General features: G+C 42.7%; 17 protein-coding genes. 9 read left to right on the forward strand and 8 right to left on the reverse strand.

What is annotated here, in order from left to right:
* Window positions 1–162: 162 nt before the first annotated feature.
* Complete coding sequence (locus QO187_RS07080; RefSeq protein WP_102094711.1) at window positions 163–696, forward strand: hypothetical protein; 534 nt, start codon at window positions 163–165, stop codon at window positions 694–696.
* Window positions 697–820: 124 nt separating this feature from the next.
* Here the strand turns inward: QO187_RS07080 and QO187_RS07085 are convergent, their stop codons facing one another.
* The 5 genes from QO187_RS07085 to QO187_RS07105 form a co-directional block, all read right to left on the reverse strand.
* Window positions 821–1,387, reverse strand: coding sequence for a YsnF/AvaK domain-containing protein (locus QO187_RS07085; RefSeq protein WP_102094712.1), 567 nt, complete (start codon window positions 1,385–1,387; stop codon window positions 821–823).
* A 243-nt stretch (window positions 1,388–1,630) separates the two neighbouring features.
* On the reverse strand, window positions 1,631–2,479 hold the full coding sequence (locus tag QO187_RS07090) for a DUF2382 domain-containing protein (RefSeq protein ID WP_102094713.1): 849 nt from the start codon (window positions 2,477–2,479) through the stop codon (window positions 1,631–1,633).
* Window positions 2,480–2,877: 398 nt separating this feature from the next.
* Window positions 2,878–4,059 carry a thiolase family protein gene (locus tag QO187_RS07095; RefSeq protein WP_102094714.1) on the reverse strand — a complete coding sequence of 394 codons (1,182 nt, stop codon included), beginning with the start codon at window positions 4,057–4,059 and terminating at the stop codon, window positions 2,878–2,880.
* A gap of 109 nt (window positions 4,060–4,168) precedes the next feature.
* A complete protein-coding gene (locus QO187_RS07100) occupies window positions 4,169–5,509 on the reverse strand; it encodes a homoserine dehydrogenase (RefSeq protein WP_101205523.1) in 1,341 nt (446 codons plus the stop codon).
* A 400-nt stretch (window positions 5,510–5,909) separates the two neighbouring features.
* A complete protein-coding gene (locus QO187_RS07105; protein ID WP_102094715.1) occupies window positions 5,910–6,761 on the reverse strand; it encodes a DsbC family protein in 852 nt (283 codons plus the stop codon).
* Window positions 6,762–7,165: 404 nt separating this feature from the next.
* On the opposite strand from QO187_RS07105, the gene QO187_RS07110 reads away from it, so the two are divergent.
* The gene (locus tag QO187_RS07110) at window positions 7,166–8,107 is read left to right on the forward strand and encodes a DUF808 domain-containing protein (protein ID WP_102090795.1); all 942 of its coding nucleotides are present in this window, start codon (window positions 7,166–7,168) and stop codon (window positions 8,105–8,107) included.
* A gap of 116 nt (window positions 8,108–8,223) precedes the next feature.
* On the opposite strand, the gene QO187_RS07115 is transcribed toward QO187_RS07110, so the two are convergent.
* Window positions 8,224–12,423 carry an Rne/Rng family ribonuclease gene (locus QO187_RS07115; protein ID WP_371547842.1) on the reverse strand — a complete coding sequence of 1,400 codons (4,200 nt, stop codon included), beginning with the start codon at window positions 12,421–12,423 and terminating at the stop codon, window positions 8,224–8,226.
* A 1,182-nt stretch (window positions 12,424–13,605) separates the two neighbouring features.
* On the opposite strand from QO187_RS07115, the gene QO187_RS07120 reads away from it, so the two are divergent.
* Together QO187_RS07120 and QO187_RS07125 are read left to right on the forward strand one after the other, a co-directional pair.
* Entirely contained in the window at window positions 13,606–14,616 is a 1,011-nt protein-coding gene (locus tag QO187_RS07120) for an RluA family pseudouridine synthase (protein WP_102094717.1), read from the forward strand.
* Window positions 14,617–14,749: 133 nt separating this feature from the next.
* Window positions 14,750–15,457, forward strand: a complete 708-nt coding sequence (locus tag QO187_RS07125; protein ID WP_102094718.1) for an HAD family hydrolase — start codon at window positions 14,750–14,752, stop codon at window positions 15,455–15,457.
* Between the two features lie 124 nt (window positions 15,458–15,581).
* Here QO187_RS07125 and yihA read toward each other — a convergent pair whose 3' ends face one another.
* Window positions 15,582–16,352: a ribosome biogenesis GTP-binding protein YihA/YsxC gene (gene yihA, locus QO187_RS07130; protein ID WP_102078084.1), complete on the reverse strand. Its 771-nt coding sequence runs from the start codon at window positions 16,350–16,352 to the stop codon at window positions 15,582–15,584.
* A gap of 408 nt (window positions 16,353–16,760) precedes the next feature.
* Here yihA and QO187_RS07135 point away from each other — a divergent pair, with 408 nt between their 5' ends.
* The 4 genes from QO187_RS07135 to QO187_RS07150 all read left to right on the forward strand — a co-directional run bounded on the left by QO187_RS07135 (window position 16,761) and on the right by QO187_RS07150 (window position 19,930).
* On the forward strand, window positions 16,761–17,096 hold the full coding sequence (locus QO187_RS07135) for a cytochrome c5 family protein (RefSeq protein WP_102094719.1): 336 nt from the start codon (window positions 16,761–16,763) through the stop codon (window positions 17,094–17,096).
* Window positions 17,097–17,414: 318 nt separating this feature from the next.
* Window positions 17,415–18,083, forward strand: a complete 669-nt coding sequence (locus QO187_RS07140) for a cytochrome c (protein WP_101205531.1) — start codon at window positions 17,415–17,417, stop codon at window positions 18,081–18,083.
* A 354-nt stretch (window positions 18,084–18,437) separates the two neighbouring features.
* Window positions 18,438–19,571, forward strand: a complete 1,134-nt coding sequence (locus QO187_RS07145; protein WP_102094720.1) for a hypothetical protein — start codon at window positions 18,438–18,440, stop codon at window positions 19,569–19,571.
* Window positions 19,559–19,930: an RnfH family protein gene (locus QO187_RS07150; protein ID WP_228153247.1), complete on the forward strand. Its 372-nt coding sequence runs from the start codon at window positions 19,559–19,561 to the stop codon at window positions 19,928–19,930. The genes QO187_RS07145 and QO187_RS07150 overlap by 13 nt, the downstream gene beginning before the upstream one ends.
* Window positions 19,931–19,963: 33 nt before the next feature.
* On the opposite strand, the gene QO187_RS07155 is transcribed toward QO187_RS07150, so the two are convergent.
* Window positions 19,964–20,383, reverse strand: a complete 420-nt coding sequence (locus QO187_RS07155) for an outer membrane protein assembly factor BamE (RefSeq protein ID WP_102094721.1) — start codon at window positions 20,381–20,383, stop codon at window positions 19,964–19,966.
* A 317-nt stretch (window positions 20,384–20,700) separates the two neighbouring features.
* On the opposite strand from QO187_RS07155, the gene fur reads away from it, so the two are divergent.
* A complete protein-coding gene (gene fur, locus QO187_RS07160) occupies window positions 20,701–21,135 on the forward strand; it encodes a ferric iron uptake transcriptional regulator (RefSeq protein WP_102094722.1) in 435 nt (144 codons plus the stop codon).
* Window positions 21,136–21,142 lie beyond the last annotated feature (7 nt).

The following is a 21,142-nucleotide window of genomic DNA, read 5'->3' on the forward strand; positions in this document are numbered from 1 at the left end:
AGTAGATAGGGGCTTTTTTATATCTGTTAGATAACTTATGCAAACTTAAAACTTGCTAGACTAAGACCAACAAACACTTTGTATTGATTACTTACAAATTCAGCATAGGCGTGAATTTATGGACACGCTATAGTGTTTAACATATTTATTTGGGAGAGTGTCATGAGTGTAGAATTCTTAAAAAAAGTACGCAGCTCAGTAGTTTTAACAAGTTTGTTGGCTGGCGCCTTGACGGTCAGTGCTTGTCAGCAAAAGTCAGAGCCAGAGTCGGGCATGGAAGAGGGTGCTAATACAGAAGAGTCCGTTCCAATGTCAGCGGAGCCTGCTGAACCTAGCGATGTCGTTGTCGATACTGAAGATGCTTCACTTAACGAAGTAGAAGGTGATACCACCGCTTCAGTAAACAGCGGCGTGATGCAGATGTCATATCTATGTACACCTGAACTAAAAGTTGAGGCAACTTATAAAGAAGATGCTAATCAAGTTGTTGTCGCAACCGATATGGGTACAGTAACGTTGAACCAGACCAATGAAGGTAGTAATCCTGAAGTGTTTGAAGTAGCGACCGCAATTGATGGTGGTCAGGGCTTCACACAATGGCGCGTAGGGCACGAAGCTCGTAAAACTGGTGTTATGCGTACCGCTGGTGCAGATGAGTCAAATGTTAATACATTCGAGTGTAATGAAGCCTCATAGTTGGTCTTCAATACTTAACGAGTGATAAGCATCAAAAAAGCAACGCTAAGATAGCGTTGCTTTTTCATGTTGTGAAATAATCTTTATAAATCATACAAGTTCGTAGTGGTTAAACTATCAACGCTTATTTTAACGGAGTTGTATCAGAACCATGAGCCAACAGACCCTCTTCAGTCACATCTAACTCTTCATGTCTGAGCTCTACTTGAATGTTGTCAGTATGTACATGAGTGCTCTTATTGATTTCGATGTCTTGAATAGCGTAGGTGTCTTTGGTAATAGTAGCCACTTGGCGAGATAGCACAATATCAATCGGTTCATCGCCAATCTCTATTTGTTTACCATTAATGGTCACTACAGCTTTGCTATCCAAAGAAGGCTCGACGTGGCGCAATATATCTTTTTCATCGTAGTTACCAGAGAGTAAATCTTGGCTTTCTGCGTCATGATAATCAGTACGAATGGTGATATATTCTTCTACCAACTCAATTGGCACTTCAACAGTCTTAGTACGTGAATGCTTGGTGACGGTTACTTTACCCACATCTAAGCGTTCTTTGTTAATTACAGGACGCTCTTCTAATAGCTCTAAGTGTCCAACATTGACGGTATTATTCGTCTGCTTCGTTGAGATATTTTGTTCTTTATCCAAGTCATCTTGGTAAAGGCTGTTTCCATTTTCAGTAGTCATTGTTGTTCCTTTATAATTATAAAATGATGAGTTTTCAACAATCTAAAACGTTATATGCCAACTACATATATTAACTAGCTACATTTAATACTATAAACCATTCGCTCATGTTATGAATACAAAAAAGACCAGAGACATGCTCTGATCTTAATGGCCAAACATATGAGTTTAGCTGATTATTACTATCATATTTAACTGACGATATAGGAAATTTACGTCGTTAAACTATGACTTATTAGCATATTACATGCCACGAGCACGGCGTACATCTTCTGCTGTGATACCATCACGGTCTACTAAGTTACCTTCACGGTCAACCACGTTGCCGTCACCATCAACATCTAGCTCTTCGCGTTGAATGGTCTCAACCACAGTTTCAGTGTGATGATCGGTCGTCTTGCCAACATTTACTTCTTCAGAAACATAGGTTTCTTTGCTGACGCGAGCACGTTCGGCCTGTAGCTCAACTTCAACTGTTTCAGTAGCATCGAGATCACCAATACGACGATCTGTTGGGCGATCTACGCTAGTACGTTGGATATTGGCATGTTCTTCTTCTAGATCTACATCGACATTGCGCTCTTCAGTAACGACATGCTTACCTACTTTTACTAGACCAGCAACGATACGGTCTTTGTTGACTGTCAGACGCTCTTCTAATAGCTCTAGCGTATTTGGTGCATCATAAGAGTGGTCTGCAATATCAACGCGATCTTCTACAGGGAGTGTATCGGCGTTAAACGCTTGACGATCTCTTTCGTACTGCTCTTTATAGCTGTATTGATAATCGTGATCGTATACTTCCATGGCTTCTACTTGTGTTTTGGTCAAGCTATCAAAGAAGACATCATCACCAACGATACGGGCTAAACCTGCTGGTACCAGTACTTCTTTTGAACTAAACCAGCCGCCTGCATCTACGATTAAGTAACGAATACGACCAGTAGTGTCTTCTACTAAGGCACCTTCGATTTTACCGATTTTTTCTTCATTGATACCGTAAGCAGTTTTGTGCGTTGGGTCATAATAGTCATCACCAATTAAGTCTTGATGAGTAGCTTGAATATCTTTTAAACGGATTAGTTGACTCATTATTGTATTCCTTTTTTGCGAGTTTATTTTTTATAATGTAATGGTTGATGTTGTTATTAGTTTTTAGCAAAACCATATGTACTACAGTTAACGGTAGACCAAATCAATAGTTTCCCTATCAACTTGTAGCTATCCTAACACCGTGATTTTTGATGAGATATATGAGCAAGGTAGCAAAATGTGCACTTGCAGTAATTGCGTGTAATAGGCTGTAAGTGGCATAACATAGGAGGGGGTAGAAGTTAACGAGACTTTACACAGAGTAATATTCAACATTCATCGAAAGAAAAGAGACACAAAAAAACCGCATTACCATTAGCAATGCAGTTTCTCAATAAACAATAATTATCTAAGTATTAGTTAGCTAACTTACTTTAAGTCAGCTAAACCTACTTTATTTAAGCAAGTTCAATAGCTACGGCTACCGCTTCACCACCACCGATACATAGCGTTGCGACGCCTTTTTTGCCGCCAGTGCGCTTTAGAGAGTTGATAAGCGTAATCAAAATACGAGCACCTGAACAGCCGACTGGATGACCAAGAGCACATGCACCGCCTTCGATATTTACTTTAGCATGGTCAAGTTTCAGCTCGTCCATCGCAGCCATAGTAACCATCGCAAAGGCTTCATTGATTTCCCATAGATCTACGTCATCTACTGACCAGCCAGCACCTGCTAATACTTTTTCGATGGCACCAATTGGCGCAATAGTAAATTCGCTTGGGTGACGTGAGTTTGAGGCAGTAGCAACAATGCGAGCTTGATAATCAAGACCTTCAGCATTCGCTTGAGATTCTTTCATAACGACGACAGCTGCAGCACCGTCTGAGATTGAGCTAGCGTTTGCAGCAGTAATTGTACCGTCTTTAGCAAATGCTGGACGCAAAGTAGGAATGCGATCAGCGTTGGCAAGGGCAGGTTGCTCATCGGTATCAACAGTTTGCTCGCCTTTACGCGTTGCAAACGTAACAGGCTCGATCTCATTTTTAAAATGGTTGTCTTTGATAGCAGTCAGCGCACGGTTCAATGATTCAATAGCAAACTCATCCATTTGCTCACGTGTATAGCCTTTCTCATCGGCCATTTCTTGAGCAAACATACCCATAAGCTTACCAGTATCAGCATCTTCTAGGCCATCTAAGAACATATGGTCTTTGACTTCTTTATGACCCATACGATAGCCGCCACGTGAACCTGGCATGATATACGGTGCATTGGTCATTGACTCCATGCCACCTGCAACAGCGACGTTGAAGCTGCCCGCTTTGATACCATCATGCGCTTGCATGACTGCTTTTAGGCCTGAACCACAAAGTTTATTGATCGTGACAGCACCAGTCGCATCCGGTAGACCTGCTTTGCGCATGGCTTGACGAGCAGGGCCTTGACCCAGACCTGCGGTCAAGATACAACCCATAATGACTTCATCGACACTGTCAGCGCTAACACCTGAGCGTTCGACAGCAGCTTTGATAGCGGCGGCGCCCAGCTCGGTAGCACTCATGTCTTTTAGTGCGCCTTGAAAGCCACCCATTGGTGTACGTGCGCCGTTTAGGATTACAATTGCATCATTTGACATCGTTATTATTCCTTGTTGTGCGTTTTGATTAAGTATCTACCAAGAAATCAGATGCCGATTGGCTAGCTTTTGCTTATATTATAAGCATCTGTCTTCTTCAATATGTGGTTTATGCTAGCTCATCTAATCGTATGCGTACTACTTTATCAGTAATGGTCTCTAACTTTTCAATTTTTTCGATAGCGAGATTCATCTGACTCTCGACCACAGGTAGCGTCAGAATAATAACCGGCACTTGACCTACTTTATGCGCAGGCTTTTGCAAGATTGCATCGATATTGATACCAGCATCACTTAGGATGCGCGTGATATCTGCCAATACGCCTGGGCTATCATAAGCATGTACACGCAAATAATAGCCAGTTACCATCTGATCAGCGCGCAATATAGGTGTGTCTGATAGCTGGTCAGGGATAAATGCTAAATGCGGGACATGATGACCAGTGTTGCTCTGGTCGTCGCGGTCTTTGCTACCCAGCACACGAACCAAATCCATGACATCGGCCATCACTGCAGAAGCAGTTGCACCAGCCCCAGCCCCATCGCCGCAATAGAGCGTCTGACCAAGTGGATGTGAGTTAACCAGTACTGCATTTTTTACACCATTGACGTTCGCCAATAGCGCATCTTGTGGAATAAGTGTTGGATGTACGCGTAATTCAACCCCTGCATCACCATCGTTTTCGCTATCGCGACGTACTGCAAACCCTAAATGCTTGATACGGTAGCCAAGCTCTTCGGCATAGTTCACGTCTTGCAGGGTAATACCAGTAATACCTTCACAGTAGACTTTATCAAACTGTAGCGGAATACCGAAAGCGATAGAGGCGAGTAGCGCCAATTTATGAGCGGCATCAATACCTTCAACATCAAAAGTAGGATCTGCTTCTGCGTAACCTAACTCTTGCGCTTCGCTTAATACGTCGGCAAAAGGACGGCCCTTATCACGCATTTCGGTCATGATAAAGTTGCCAGTACCGTTGATGATACCCGCGAGCCAGTCGATTTTGTTGGCGGCAAGTGCTTCACGCATTACCTTGATAATTGGAATACCGCCTGCTACCGCTGCTTCATAAGCAACGTGCACATTGTTTTCTTCAGCGAAAGCAAAGATCTCATTACCGTGTTCAGCGAGTAGAGCCTTGTTTGCCGTAACCACATGCTTGCCGTTTTTAATGGCTTGCATAATGACGTCTTTGGCTAAGGTAGTCCCACCAATCACTTCGATAACAATATCGACGTTGTCGCTTGCGGCAATTGCCATCAGATCGCTGTTTTGCATGATATTGGTATCAATATCATCACGCTGACGACGCGTACCAACTTCGGTAATAATAATGTCGCGTCCGCTACGGCGTTTTAGCTCATTTAAATTGTCATTGATCAGATTGATCACGCCCGTTCCGACGGTGCCTAGACCAAGTATCGCTAGTTTGATGGAATTACTCACAGTATCCTCAAGAGGTTAAATATAATGAAGTCAGTATAAGCGGTGACAGTGTCAAATGAGTCTGCGACATCAAACATAACGTCTGTGCGCATTGTCTAGTGCTGCCTGCCCATCTACTTCATCATAGTTGAATAAAAAAAGCTCAAATAAAAAGGGTGTTGCTCATTTTGCATCGCGCTTTATCGTATCATACCGACAAGGCATTGTGACGTCTATACAATCTCATAAAGAGCGATGTCATAAAGGCCAAGTTTAGAAAGACAACATCATCAAGGTTATATCAGCTTACGATTATAAAAAAGCAGTAGCTTCAATCTTGTTTGGCATATGTATATGTCATTTATGCTTGATTGCCAATATTAGTTACTAATATGAGTCACTAAGTTCGTAACTTACATTATTAGTTAGCGCCTACTACTTGTGCCAATTCTGCTGCAGGCAAGTAGCCACCTACTTGTTGTCCTGTTTCGGTAAACACCGCAGGCGTACCGCGTACACCAAGTCTTGAACCTAGAGCCATATGTTCTTGTACAGGGTTGGCACAGCTAGGGGATTGTACATTGGCACCGATTTTTGCTTGATCCATCGCAGCTTTACGATCCTGACTACACCAGATCGCTTCCATCTTTGGTACAGACTCTTGACTGCGTGGCCATGCCAGATAACGAACCTCGATACCGCGCGCATTGATATCATCCATTTCTGAATGTAGTTTGCGACAGTAGCCACAGTCTGCGTCGGTAAAGGCATAAATAACGGCTTTGGTTTCACCTTTCGCTGGATAAATCACCATGTCTTTTTTATCGACGGCTTTTAGCGCTTCTTGTGCTGTCGTAGCAACCAATGCAGCACTGATATCAACCGGAGCGGCATCACCCACAGCAATGATCTGACCTTGAATAATATGCTTGCCAGCTTTATCAGTAAAGAAAGAAGGTAGACCTTCAGCGGTCACCCAATAAATACCATCCATATCTGTCGGTACAGCCGAGACAATAGTTTCCTCGATACCAGAACTCTTTAGATTTGCCTGTAATGCCTTCACCACGGTTGCATCATTACCAGCTGAGGGATTAGTAGTGGCTTTTGTCTGGGCAGCGTTTACAACGCTAGTATTGCTGGTTGCATCAGCGGCATTGTTTGAGCAGCCAGCAGCGATACCAACTAACAGCGCACTCATCATAAAACGAGATAGAACGGTACGAGAAAGAGGATTACGCAAGGTGGTATTTTTGATAGTGGGGAACGGCATACGGGTTTCCTATAGGCGTCGCGCCTAATCATGAGTTCGTTATAAAAACGCTATAAACTTTTCTATATAGTAATGTGTCTTGGCAGTGTTTTAAAGGTCTAACATTGAAGAAGTTTTTATAACTTATTGATAATAAAAGATAGGTAATAACAGCCTTCATATTACCATATTTACGCTACATAATAGCAAAGGGAAGACTGCCAAGAAGTATCAACGAAGCCAACTTTAAAGAATAGCTATCAACATAAATTCAAAAAACAAGATACATTTGTGCTATTTAACATAGTTGCTTGAACTTGTAGTCTAAGGCTAATCGCATTGTTTTTATAAAAATCTATATAAAATGCGTTGTATAAACTATTTGAGAACGACTTACTTTAACAAATTTGCTTTAAGGAGCACACATGGCAGGTGCCAGTTTATTAACCTTACTCGATGACATCAGCGTTTTAATGGATGATGTGAGCGTCATGACCAAAGTCGCTGCCAAAAAAACCGCGGGCTTAGTTGGTGATGATTTAGCACTCAACGCCGAGCAGGTCACAGGGGTTAAGCCAAATCGTGAGCTCCCCGTCATTTGGGCAGTTGCCAAAGGCTCTGCCGTGAACAAGGTGATTTTAGTACCAGCGGCGCTATTGATCAGTTATTTTATACCGTGGTTGATTACTCCGCTATTGATGATCGGAGGGCTATACCTGAGTTATGAAGGGGCTGAAAAGGTCATTCACAAATTTTGGCCGAAGTTGTTGCCTCATGATGAAGAGCAAAATGCTCGTTTAAAAGCCAACGCAGATGAGTCGGTAGATTTGGTCGCGTTTGAAAAGGATAAAATCAAAGGTGCCATACGCACAGACTTTATCTTATCAGCTGAGATTATTGTTATCTCTTTAGGCGCAATTACAGCAGCTGGTGGCGATATTGTCCAAAAAGGCATCGTACTTTCGATAGTGGCTGCTGTCGTGACCGTCGGTATTTACGGCTTAGTTGCAGGCATCGTAAAGATTGATGATGCGGGTCTGCATTTGATTGAAAACTCACAAGCAGGTGATAGTAAGCGCAAGTTTGGCGAGTTTATGCTTGCAGCTGCGCCAAAGCTTATGAAGTTTTTATCCATAGCGGGCACGATTGCGATGTTCTTGGTGGGCGGCGGTATTATCGTGCACGGTATCGGCTTTTTGCATCACAGTGTAGAAGATATTGCCCATCTTACTGGGGTATTTGAAGGATTGACCGCTTCGTTATTAAATGGACTAGTCGGGTTAATTGTTGGTGCTATTGTAGTAGCTATTGTTACTACTATTGGCAAAATGCGTGGTAAAGACGACACAGCGTCTTCTGCACATTAAGCTTATCTGCTTTCTATTGTCTTTCGTTTGAATTAGCAAGTAAGTTTGACTGTATTAAAATAAAAAGCCCCAAAGCTACGAATAGCTTTGGGGCTTTTACGTTTGAGCTTATATGACTAGCTGTCGCTGTCTGTATCATCAGATGCAAGCTTTTCAGCCTGCGTCGGCTTCTTATGATCCGTCTTAGGCTTACGACTGCGCGCCTTTGGTACTTTTGGCGTAGTCAGATTGAACATACCGGTCTGTGGTAGTAATTGCTCAGCCACATTTTCGATCATGTTTTTATAGCTGGCTATAGTCGTCTTAGACTTAGCTGCCTGACTGTCATCTTTGCTAGTCTCTTTAGTAGCTTCTACTACTATCGATTCAGTCGTTTGCTCAGTCTCTGCAGCTATGTTTTCTGCAGCATCTTCTACTTCATTGCCAGTTTGCTCTGCAGGGATTTCGACTTCTGCGTCCTTAGCTTCTGACTGAGCACGCTCGACTTCTAGCAATTGCTCACTATCATCACTGACATCATCAGTTTGAGCCTGATTGGCAAGGGCAGTCGCTTCAACGTCATGCGCATCGACTTCGCTATTGGTTTGCTCGACGATAGCTGGTTCCGCATCACTTACTTGTTCAGCAGGTACGCTCAATACAGCGGGTTCCTGATAATCAGGGTGTTGTCCGCGTGGATCATTGCTAGCACGCTTAGTGATAGCACGTGGCTCAACGTCTGTCTTACCTTGTGCTGCTGCGAATTGACTGACAGCTTGGGTCATCGCTTCGAAGCGTGCAAGGTAGTCGGCAGCCAATGGTTGATAGCCATAGTTGCTAAAGTCAAAGCTCTGGCTAGCAGCATTAGGACTGTTATCAGTACTCTGAGCTTGCTCATTATGCAACGCAATAGTCGCGATAAAGCAGTTGATAATGCCTTCTTCTGCTAAGCGCGTTTGCGCCTCTGGTAGCGTGGCACGAATAAACTCACCAACCGTGCCACGTATTGCTGGCACATTAGTAGCAGCTGGCTTATCCGCTTGAGCAGCTTGCTGAGCGAGTACTACACGTGGATCGTTACTCGCTTGCCCAAATTTCTCAGCAGTCACGTAACGTGTGCCAAATAGTGCTTCATGGGTTAGCTCAAGTGCTGAGTTACTCACATTACTTGTGCTTGCACTATTACTGTCAGCCTGAGTATTTTGAGCTTCATCACTCTTACTCACATTTTCAGCAGTCTTGGTTTCCTGCTGTTTTGGAGTCTGAGTTTCTTTAGCTTCCTCTACGTCAGCAGTTACTGACGTTGGAACTTCCGCTTTACTTTCGGTGTCACTCGTAGAAGTCGATTGAGCCTCTACAGCTACAGGTGCTTTTTTCTCTTCAGCAGCCTGCTCATGCTTAGGTATATCGTTTTGCACCTTAGCTTGTTCGGTAGATGCACGCTTATCGTCATTTACCTGATTGGCATTTGCTTCCACCATACTTTTTTCGTTATCGCTTTTCTTAACAGCATTCGAAGCACTGGTGTTTTGCTTATCAGTGTTCTGCTCATTGCTACTATGCTTATCAGTAGGTTTTTGAGCAGCTGTTTCGTTTGAACACTCATCTTTCGCTACGTTATTTGTCGCGCTTTGCTTCTCACTAGGCTGAGCTTTGACCTGTGTGGATTTACTATCATCTAAAGATAGATGAACCACTTCAGGGGCTTTTAGCTCAGTTGGCGCTTCATTGACCTGTAGCACGACCTCGTTAGGGTCTTGATTGCGACGTGCGCTATGCTGATTTTTGCTATTGGCAGCATCGTTGTTTCTAGCGTTCTGCTGTTTGCTGTGCTTAACGCTGTCAGCCGTTAATGTCTCACCGCGCTCTAGCTTACCGCGTGAGCCGCGTTGGCTATGCGATTTACGCTTAGTCCGAGTTTGCTCATCTGCTTTAGAGCTGTTTTCGTTATCAGCATCACTGCGCTCGCTTGCGTTACGATTGCTGTTCTGTTGATTGCTATCTTGGCGGTTATTACGATTGCGATCGTTCGTACGTCTGTTATCGTTCTGACGCTTGTCTTGCTGTCTTTGGTCTTGAGTATCAGACGATTTGTCATCAGCATTGTTTGAGTTAACACTGTTTGAGCCAGTATTTTCTGAGCTACTGTTTACGTTGCCAGCAGTCTCGTCAGTTGTCTCTTTTCTTTGACGCGGTTTAGAAGATCTAGACTTACGCGGCTTACGTCTTCTTCTGTCTTCATTGCTACTGTCGTCAGTATCGCTGTCATTGCGACGCGCCTGTTGACGATTAGCATTGTTATCTGACTGTTGACTGTCGTTTTTCTGGCTGTTGCTTTGTTGAGTTGGCTGCTCGCCAGTTGCAGCGGCACTATTCAATGCATTGCTATCAACTTGTCCAAACGAGCCTAAGCTTTGCGCGCCCGTGTTTACTAGCGCTTCGATTGCTTCAGCGGCATCTCGGCTACTGACACTAGGCGTCGTAGTAGCTTGCGGTGCTTGAGCAAATAGGTTTGATAACCACGCAACGGCTTTTGGTTGAGCAGTAGCTTCAACACTCTGGGTTTGCGGCTCTATTGGAGCGGCAACACTAGCGGTTTTATTGGCTTGCGGTGCAGGTGCAGGCGACACGTCATTGGTATTTTTATGATTACGACGATCATTGCTATGATTTACTGTATCGTTCTGCGTTTGCGTGGCTGCATTCGACTGCGTGTTTGAGCGGCTCTGCTTATCACCTGCAGTTTTACGAGGCTGGCGAGTAGGCTGCTGTTCAGGACGTTCTTTTTCAGCAGTCTGCCAGTCAACGTTGTAGCCAAGGTCACTGTGCTCTTGCTGCTGAGTATCAGTGATACGCTCATAGCTCGATGGAGCAAAGCCATCGCGGTTGAAATGAAGCTTGAAGTTTGGTGATTCCAAATGCGCGTGTGGCAAAATAGTGATACGCGTGCCACTGTCTTGCTCAAGATAAACCAAGCTATCGCGCTTTTCATTTAATAAGAATGCAGCGATGTCTGTCGGGACTTCAGCTTGTACTTCACCTTGACGTTCTTTAAGGGCGATTTGCTCAATTTGACGCATGATAGATAGTGACAATGAACGCAAGTCACGAATCATACCGTTACCATGACAACGTGGGCAGATATAGCCTGTTGACTCTTCTAATGAAGGACGTAGACGCTGACGGCTCATTTCCATCAGACCAAATTTAGAGATATCGCCGAACTGAACGCGTGCACGGTCATATTTGGTCGCGTCGATTAGACGTTTTTCTACTTCTTTTTGGTGCTTATTGTCATTCATGTCAATGAAATCAATAACGATCAAACCACCCATATCACGTAAACGAAGCTGACGAGCAATCTCATCAGCTGCTTCTAAGTTGGTATGGTAAGCGGTCTCAGCAACGTCTGAACCTTTGGTTGACTTAGCTGAGTTAATATCAATAGAGACCAGTGCTTCTGTTTGGTCAATAACGATTGAACCACCTGATGGCAAACGAACTTCACGCTGATAAGCGGTTTCGATTTGCTTTTCAATATTAAAGCGCGAAAACATCGGTTCATAATCGGTATATTTGCGTAGCTTTTCGGCTTGTTTTGGCATTACCGCATCGATAAACCCAGCCGCTTCAATATAAGCGTTTTCGTTATCAATCCAAATCTCAGCGATATCATCACGCAGATAATCACGAACAGCACGTGTGACAACGCCCGCTTCTTGGTGAACCAAGCGCGGTGATGGATACTTTTGGTTTTGTTCTTGAATGGCTTGCCAAATGTTGAGCAAGTGATTTAAATCGTGCTGCAAGTCTTCTTGCGTTTTACCAATACCAGCAGTACGAATGATGACACTCATGCCTTTTGGTAAATCAAGGTTGCTCAGCATGCGCTTCATATCTTCGCGCAGTTTGCCCGAGATTTGACGTGAGATACCACCGCCGCGAGGGTTGTTGGGCATTAATACCAGATAGCGACCAGCTAATGACACATACGTCGATAGGGCAGCGCCTTTATTGCCGCGCTCTTCTTTTTCAACTTGGACGATTAGCTCGTCGCCTTCTTTAATCAGTTTTTTGATGTTTTCGTCACGTGGGTTGCCGCTTAGGTATTCAGCAGAGATTTCACGGATTGGCAAAAATCCTTGGCGTTGAGAACCATATTCGACAAATACTGCTTCGAGCGATGGCTCGACACGGGTCACATGACCTTTGTAAATATTAGATTTTTTTTGTTCACGGGTACGGTTTTCTAGGTCGAAATCGTACAGGTGGTTGCCTTTACATAAGGCGACACGAATCTCTTCGTTTTGAGTGGCGTTGATCAAAATGCGTTTCATATTTGTATCCTATGAGTACGCATGACAACGATAAGACAGTCTTTAGGACATAGTGGCAAGTGTGGCTAATATTGTGATTAGCGTGTGTAGATGTTCATTAACGGTAGAACGTAAATCGTGGGTTTATAAAGCACATGGGCTTTTCAATGGCTTCTTTTTTACCTGAAATAATGAGCGGCGCTCACGTTAATATCAGTAATATAGGGTGTAAGGCTACGGTACTTATATTTTATCATCAGTAAACTTGGTACATATATGATTGGGTCAGCGAGTCAAAGCGCTCTTATTCTCAGTACGTTCTATTGGTAGTGATTTCAGCGCACGTTGTAAGCGTGGGCGAGGGTCAGTTACAGTTCTAAAAAATACTGATATTAAAAAGGCGTGGCGCTGTTGCCATTCATTCATCAAAGTCTAACAATAATATCGCGGTCATGATTGCTACTATATAGTGGCGTCATTCAGCGGTTGTTTTTCAGGTGAAGCAATTGGTTACTCTTTGTTTATCGTTCTTTGTATAACGTCAATAATATCTTGGGTGTCTCAAGGTTAGGTGTCGCAGCTTTTGTTATCAGCGGGGCGTACTTGGCAAACAGAGTAATGGACCAGCTTGTCAGCGTGGTATCGTATTTACATTGTTATCGTCATCTGTTTGACCACCAATACTTAGGCAGCTATCGATATACTTTTCGATCCTAACGCTAAACTACCCATACTTGCTCAACTATGTTTACATAAAGAACCATCAGATAAATAGTCATTAAATAATGATTGATTATCAAGTGCGGTCGTTGTCATGCAATTAGTGAGTCAGTGTTGTGTTGTAATCGGTTAATAAGCTGATTTATTATCAGCGTCATTAACGCGAAGGTATTTAGTGTCACTATTTATTTTATGGTACCGAATAACATTCAGTACAGTATCTTTAATTTTTAGGGATATATTTGGTAAGTAATACCTCTAAATAAAGCGCCCTAAAATCAGATGAAACGTGTCAGGTCAGCAGCATAAATAGTGTCAACCTCTTTACTGGCAAGTAGTAGAAAACTGACAAGCAATAAAATGGTGGTCAACTATTTGTAACAACAATGATTATTGCTGTCGCCTCTGCTTAATTGTCGCTCAACATGCTAAACTATAGCAAATCTTTGTGTAAATACCTAACTAAAAATGACAAACTCAAAAATGACTGACGACGCTACTACCCATGAAGCCCCTGCTATTTTTAATAGCAAAACACGCCCACAAAGCGCTGACGATGAGATTAGCAACTTCGGTAAGGTGAACTACCTCGAAGTAACGCGCCATCAACACGACCAGCGTTTGGATAACTTTTTGTTAAACCGTTTAAAAGGTTTGCCAAAATCACATATCTATAAAATGATTCGCTCAGATGAGATACGTGTCAATAATAAGCGCTGTAAAGCACATGATAGAGTGCAGCGTGAAGATGTGGTACGTATTGCTCCTGTAGAGCTAGCAACGCGCGAAAAACCAATTATTAGTACCGAGTTCGCCAAAAGCTTGCTGGCTCGTGTGGTCTATGAAGATGACGGTTTGTTAGTGCTAAACAAGCCCTCTGGTATCGCTGTGCATGGCGGTAGCGGCTTGGACTTTGGGGTTATCGAAGCCATGCGTGAAGTGACGGGTAAAAAATACCTAGAGCTAATCCATCGCATTGATAAAGACACATCAGGGTTACTGATGATTTCCAAAAAACGCTCAACGCTCAAAGTGTTGCAGCAGCATTTGGTAGACAAGACCATTCAAAAGCACTATCTGTGTCTTGCCAAAGGACAACCTGCGCTTAATGAGCAACGTATCAATGCGCCGTTGCTACGTTATACACTTGCTAGTGGTGAGCGCCGAGTGAAAGTAGATAGCCAAGATCCACAAGCGAAAGAAAGTCAGACTGATATCATTATCCATGATCGCTTTATGATTAATAGTCAGCCAGTAAGCTTAATTGAAGCCAAGCCATTGACGGGTCGCACTCATCAAATCCGTGTGCATTTGGCACATATCGGTCATGCTATCTTGGGTGATGACAAATATAACGTTCATGATAAATCAGGTGTCCATCGTTTGTGTCTACATGCATGGCGCTTAGATATTCCAGGCTACAAGACCATTACTGCGCCATTGCCAGACGATATGGCAGATTGGTTACCAGAAACAACGAGGTTGCCTGAATAGTTTTTCAAAATTAATTCTTAAGCCAAACTATTTTTGTATTTTCTTAAACGTCACGATATCTTATTTTTACGAATAAGCCGCCGTGACGTTTTAGTATCTGCTATTTATTATTGTTATTCATTAAGGTGACTCCATGACCAAACCAGCTACAATTTCAGAAAGCATCATAAATACTCAACCATCAGCAGAACACAATCTGTCTGATAAGACGTTGATTATTTTTGATTGGGACGGCACGCTAATGGATTCAATCGGTTTAATCGTTGAGTCTATGCATGTGGCTGGCGAAGCCCACGGATTTAAGACGACTGATAAAGCCGTAAAAGATATCATTGGTCTAAGCTTAATGAATGGGATTAAGATTTTATATCCGCAGGCAAACGATGCACAGTTGCTTGAGATTCAGCAAACCTATGCAGAGTACTATATTGCTAATAGTCATAATACGCCGCTCTTTGAGCCGATAGAGCATATGTTGCAAACTTTGCAGCGGCAAAGCAAAACGCTCGCCGTAGCAACTGGTAAAAAAAGAAAGGGGCTAGATCGTGTATTAGATGCCTCAGATAGCCATGATTATTTTGCGATTACGCGTTGTGCTGATGAGTCAGGCTCAAAACCTGATCCGCAGATGTTAACCGATATCTTGGAGTACACACAGCAGCAGGTTTCTGATGCTGTGTTTATCGGTGACAGTATCTATGACATTCAAATGGCAACAGCATTGGGCATGACTAGTATAGCGGTGAACTATGGTACAGCAACCAGTACAGAGCTTGCTGCGCAAAATCCAACCTATCAGGTTGATACTCCACAAGCGCTAGTGGATTTGCTATGCGGGTAGAGCTACTTTTATAACCCTCATTGTTTTTATAGTATACCGATAATAATAATGAGTGAATAAACAGGCAATAAAAAAGGGTTTATCGTAATAGCGATAAACCCTTTTTTGTTAAAGACAACGATATCTATTTGTTTTCTTTATCAACGCTCTCTTTTTCACCGCTTTCTTTTTCAATAGCGTCCTCTAATTCAGCGCCTTCTAGTAACGCAAAAGATGACTCAATGATTTTGTCTGCATCAAGCTGATACTCATACCAGTTGCCCATTATTCCAGCCAACTCGTCGAGACCTTCCTTTCTGAGGGCCGAAAACAACTGAATGGTACAGTTTAAGCCCAGTTTTTTCAGGCGTTTACGAGTCTCAAGGAGGGCATTCTTAGAAGCACCGTACTTCAGTTTATCTGCTTTGGTCAGCAGAATATGTACTGGTAGCTCACCATCGTTTGCCCAGTGCAGCATTTGCTCATCAAAAAACTTAAGCGGATGACGAATATCTGTCATCAATACCAGACCTGCAAGGCTTGAGCGTGATACCAAGTATTCTTCTAGCTCAACCTGCCATTCTTTTTTCATCTCTAGCGGAACAGCGGCATAGCCGTAACCAGGCAAATCAACCAAACGTCTGTCAGTATCACCGATACTAAAAAAGTTAATCATCTGCGTGCGTCCAGGTGTCTTAGACGAGCGAGCCAATTGACGCTGATTGGTTAAGGCGTTGATGGCTGATGATTTGCCAGCGTTTGAGCGACCTGCAAAAGCGACTTCCAATCCCATATCAGGAGGACAGAGACGAAAGGTAGGTGCTGACATCATAAACTCAGTTTGCTGAATTTTTTGACGAGATTTGGTATTGAACAAAGCATGTTCAGCGGCGACATCGTTAAACGGGGTACTCATAAATGGCTCATTAATCTTAAAAAATTGGATGCGATTATAAAATTTTAGTCAGCTGATGATTCAAGTCATCGATGCGGTCAAGTAATTGGTCAAGCGATAGGTAAACCAAGTTAAAAGGCAGTTCTTTATCAATACAGTTATATATATGCAAATCATAAAAGTAGCTATTTAATATTACTGGCTATTCTATACTATTCCGCGTCTTACTTATTGAAATAACTGCGATTAGCATCATATAAATAGTAGGATAACATTAAAGTTGGTCAGTCATTAAGACAAGTTCTCAGCTTTAACAAAGCCATATCCAAATTCTCTATGTTTATATGACATATATTGTTACAATGTTTAACGAGAGACGTTTAACAGAAAGATTGATGAGACACGTGAAATATCACGAGGAGGTGCTCTATGTTTTCAATCAGTAAACTTCTTAGCACGAGTTATCGCGCTATAACAGCTAGCAGTGCTGCACTATTATTAAGTGGCATGATGATTAGCAGCGCAGGTGCGGCGGATATTGCCACTACCTATAATAACTCATGTGCAGCCTGTCACGATAGTGGGGCGTTGAATGCCATCAAAAAAGGTGATAGTGCTAAATGGCAACAGCTGATTAAACAAAAAAGTATGCCGACGCTTATCAAGTCTGTCAAAGGTGGTATGCCGCAGATGCCAGCAGGTGGTCTTTGCGACAAATGTAGTGATGACGACTATCGTAAACTTATCGAATATATGAGCAAATAATCGACTTATAAATATAAGTTAAGCATATAAAATAAAGCGCTGGGCTAATAACCTATCTGCGCTTTTTGTTTTTGCGTCATATTGTATATTGTGTTGCCAGAAAACTGATGGATACTATGATTAAGTAGGCAAATGATACAAAGTCTTGCTATAATAATCGAAAATAAACCCTGATGTTAGTAAGTACTTTCAGACTGCTTGTGTCCAAGACCTCAAAATATACGCCATTCTCATGATTAAAGAGGCGGCTATATCAGGTATCTTACCAGTGCAATCACTCTAAATAATGCTTACGCCGAGCTAGTAGGATTTGTATCAATGAAAAAGTTAATCGCTGCTGCCAGCTTATGCGTTGCAAGTTTCAGCGTACAAGCTGCTATTATTGTTCCTGAATATGACGTCAATGCAGGTCAAAAAGTTGCAGAAACCGTTTGTGCCGCTTGTCATGGTCTTAATGGCGTCAGCATTGTTCCTGCACAGCCAAACCTTGGCGGCCAAAACGTAAAGTACCTATATAAACAGCTAGTCAACTTTAAAGCAGGTTATCGCAAAAACGGTATTATGCAATCACAAGTTGCTAACCTGTCTCAACAAGACCTAGCCAACGTAGCAGGTTACTATGCCAGTCAAGCGCCTTGGGGCGTCGGCTACGGCAATCCTGCAACCAACCAAGAAGCGACTAAGCTATTCTTGGGCGGTGATAAGTCGCGCGGTGTTATTGGCTGTGCAGGTTGTCATGGTCCAGATGCTGCAGGTAATACTTGGGCTGCATTTCCAAAGCTAGGCGGACAGCACGCTCAGTATATTGCTACTCAGCTAAAACTATTCCGTGCTGCTGGACGTGTTGATGATATCGATAGCGATGACCAAAAACGAGTCAATGATGCAGCCAAAGAAGGCGAGATGGGTATGATGCAAACGGTTGCATCGAAACTATCAGATCGTGACATTCGTATCCTGTCAGACTATGTAAGTGCTATTCACTAATTGAGTCGCACTGATTCAGTATCTGATACATGCTTTGCGTTGCATAGAAGGCCATTGAGTAAAGCCACTGAGTATTGAATCGCATATTGATTATATCTGAATGACTAAACCCCGATTTCGGGGTTTTTTTATAACTGTTTGTCCCTTATATTAAGACAGTATTTAGATGAATTCATTTACAGAAGCCAGTCGTTGCTCTGTATAATTATAAATTATCGTTATTCACTTTATACCAATTTTCAAAATATGGTTAGCCGTGTCAAACATGTTCAGTCTACTATGCGTGGTACTTGCACTTGCTTTGTTTGCTAGTCCAGTTTTTGTAAATGGTATTAGATCGTTTGGATTGAAATTATGATGATCCGTTATGCTTCTTATTTTATCGCGGCGCTACTACCGTTATTGCTATTTCGTTGGTTCGCACCTGCGTCAATTGGTGAGATTGACTTTTGGCTGTTGTGGCTATTAGCCATGGTATTGGTTGCGCTGCCAGTCGTTTACGCTGAGATAGCGTTGGCCTATCGCAGTGTCGAAGGACCTCTAGCGGGTATGCAAAAGCTCACTCGTGAAGCAGATGTCAGTCCGATCTGGCGTAGCTTTGGTTGGTTAGCAGCGCTGGTCTCTATTGTGATTGCAGCATTGGTTATATCTGGTGCAAGTACAGGTATATTGTCTGCATTAACTGAGCTAAATAGCGTACCCGATGTACCTGATTTCGCAGTTGCTGCAGGTCTAATGGTCATTGCAGTACTCTTAAGCTTGCTGGGTATTGCACCTTTACCTATTGGTTTAGGACTGATGGTAATAGGGTTGCTGCTAGGATTCGCAAACGGTGTGCCAAATGCTGGTTTTGCCATGACTGATATCAGTTTGACGGAATGGGCTCGCGCAGTCGCGTTAGCATTAGTCAGTGTTGGTGCAGGTACAGGATTATACTGGTTCGGTCAGAACTTGGTGAGTAAGCAAACAGTCACAGCGGTAGAAGCAACCAATCAGCAAGCAAACAATAGAGCTGCTACTCGTGAGTACCGTGCAACCAAGCTAGTGTTACCGATTTGGGTATTGCAACTGCTGATAGGAGTAGTGGCTTTATTTACTAGTGGTATGTCGCTACCGCCGATTGGACAGCTGTTATATTGGGGTGGGGTGTTATTTGTAGCCAGTTACTTGCTACATTACAGTACTCAGCAGTTAACGCATAAGTTTGGATTATTAGTTAGTTTGATAATCACTTTTGCTGTAGCGTTACTATTAGTGGTTGCGATACCGACAGCATGGTTAGTTGGCATCTTGGTCATTATTAGTAGCATTGCTGTACTATTATTATCAGTATTTGCGGGATGGCAGATGAAAATCAGCCATCTACGCAAGTCGTTAAATTTTAGCAATGAAGCAGTTTATAACTTGTGGCGAGTAGCGATACGTTTAGTCGTACCATTAGCATTGCTGCTAGCATTGGTAGGTTGGGTGATGCAGTGGTTGAGCTAACAATCGAAGGTCGTGACAGCAGTGTGCCACAGTCTACGCAAGCCAATCTAATGACCGTATATCTGGCGTATGCTGAAGATGAGCAGCGCCAGCATTATCTAGCTTTGCAGGTTAGACAAGGTACTAGTTTGCATGAAGCGTTGGCGCAAGCAGGGTGGCTTGAGAAATTTGCAGAACTGGCGAAGTGGTGTGAGCAAGTAATAGATATCACCACGCCAACTGCGAAACGTTGGCATGTGGGAATTTATGCACAGAAACAGCCATTAAGCTATTTGCTACAGCCTTTTGACCGTATCGAGGTATATCGCAGTTTAAGCGCTGATCCTATGTCTCAGCGCAAAAATAAATCTCGTAGCTAACCGTTAACTATCTAAGCTAATAGGTTTCGCTGACTATGATGCTGGCAGACTCTCAATACCTTCGATGCGCGTGACCAAACCATTATCATCAAAGTAAACAACTAAATGCTGGCTAGCGTTTTTGACATCTGCGATGCCTTTACGGCTACCTTCAGTGCCTGCTTTGTAGTCATAGATATAATCCCAGCGTTTAGGCTCAAGAGTATCTCGAATCGCAGGGCTGCCAAGAGTATAAAGAACTTGGTTTTGATTCATACCCACTTGTAGCTTCTGGGCTTGGTTTTGAGTAATCGCTGTGCCTTGTGGCAAATCAATCTTATAAACACTCAATAATGAGCAGCCAGACATAGCAACAGTAGCGCTAAGCATACTGGTGATAACGATCTTACGTAATGCGCTGGTGTGGCTTAACGGACGGAAATTTAATGTCTTTATCATGGTAAGATGACTCATAAGAAATGAATTAGGTGTGGCCAGCGTTAGGTCGTACCAGTCTGACCGACAATCTTGGACAAATGATACGTCATTTACTTGCAATTGCCTACCACTTACGACATTATTTACCAAACACAATCTGAATGGTTAGATTAATTATATTTTAAATTCATAGGCTTGCATCTCGATATTTAGAAAATAATAAGAGAGATGTCTGTGTAATTTTCATCAGTTTATTATTGATCATTTACTTTATATTAAATAAAAATAATCTTTGCTGATTATTTATCTCATATTTTCTATTTGTTAAGGCTGTTACAGTCAAAAGGGATATTATGGCTTCTTTTACCAATCAAGATTTACGTAGAGCAGGACTCAAGATCACGTTACCTCGTATCAAAATTTTAGAGTTATTAGAAAGCGCAGAGCTGCATCATATGAGTGCAGAAGAAGTGTACAAGGCGCTTATTGAGCAAGGTGAAGACGTAGGTCTTGCCACTGTCTATCGTGTACTAACACAGTTTGAGCAAGCAGGTATTGTTGAGCGTCATAACTTCGAAAACAATCTATCTGTATTTGAGATTACCCAAGAAGAGCATCACGATCACCTAGTTTGTGATGTGTGTGGCAAGATTATAGAGTTTCATAATGAAGTCATCGAAGAAGAGCAACTAAAAGTAGCAGAAGAACATGGCTTTAAACTGTCTGGGCATTCTCTCGTGCTATATGGCATTTGTGCGGATCAAGCCTGTAGAGATAGCGCGAAATAATTGTCTA

Origin of the sequence: Psychrobacter sp. Arc9 (assembly GCF_041431295.1) — a bacterium.
GTDB lineage: Bacteria > Pseudomonadota > Gammaproteobacteria > Pseudomonadales > Moraxellaceae > Psychrobacter.

Coding starts and splice junctions, on each gene's coding strand:
- QO187_RS07095 (WP_102094714.1), bottom strand. CDS start 4,059: ATGTCAAATGATGCAATTGTAATCCTAAACGGCGCACGTACACCAATG.
- QO187_RS07145 (WP_102094720.1), top strand. CDS start 18,438: ATGATGATCCGTTATGCTTCTTATTTTATCGCGGCGCTACTACCGTTA.
- QO187_RS07090 (WP_102094713.1), bottom strand. CDS start 2,479: ATGAGTCAACTAATCCGTTTAAAAGATATTCAAGCTACTCATCAAGAC.
- QO187_RS07080 (WP_102094711.1), top strand. CDS start 163: ATGAGTGTAGAATTCTTAAAAAAAGTACGCAGCTCAGTAGTTTTAACA.
- fur (WP_102094722.1), top strand. CDS start 20,701: ATGGCTTCTTTTACCAATCAAGATTTACGTAGAGCAGGACTCAAGATC.
- QO187_RS07110 (WP_102090795.1), top strand. CDS start 7,166: ATGGCAGGTGCCAGTTTATTAACCTTACTCGATGACATCAGCGTTTTA.
- QO187_RS07125 (WP_102094718.1), top strand. CDS start 14,750: ATGACCAAACCAGCTACAATTTCAGAAAGCATCATAAATACTCAACCA.
- QO187_RS07155 (WP_102094721.1), bottom strand. CDS start 20,383: ATGAGTCATCTTACCATGATAAAGACATTAAATTTCCGTCCGTTAAGC.
- yihA (WP_102078084.1), bottom strand. CDS start 16,352: ATGAGTACCCCGTTTAACGATGTCGCCGCTGAACATGCTTTGTTCAAT.
- QO187_RS07105 (WP_102094715.1), bottom strand. CDS start 6,761: ATGCCGTTCCCCACTATCAAAAATACCACCTTGCGTAATCCTCTTTCT.
- QO187_RS07135 (WP_102094719.1), top strand. CDS start 16,761: ATGTTTTCAATCAGTAAACTTCTTAGCACGAGTTATCGCGCTATAACA.
- QO187_RS07140 (WP_101205531.1), top strand. CDS start 17,415: ATGAAAAAGTTAATCGCTGCTGCCAGCTTATGCGTTGCAAGTTTCAGC.
- QO187_RS07115 (WP_371547842.1), bottom strand. CDS start 12,423: ATGAAACGCATTTTGATCAACGCCACTCAAAACGAAGAGATTCGTGTC.
- QO187_RS07120 (WP_102094717.1), top strand. CDS start 13,606: ATGACTGACGACGCTACTACCCATGAAGCCCCTGCTATTTTTAATAGC.
- QO187_RS07085 (WP_102094712.1), bottom strand. CDS start 1,387: ATGACTACTGAAAATGGAAACAGCCTTTACCAAGATGACTTGGATAAA.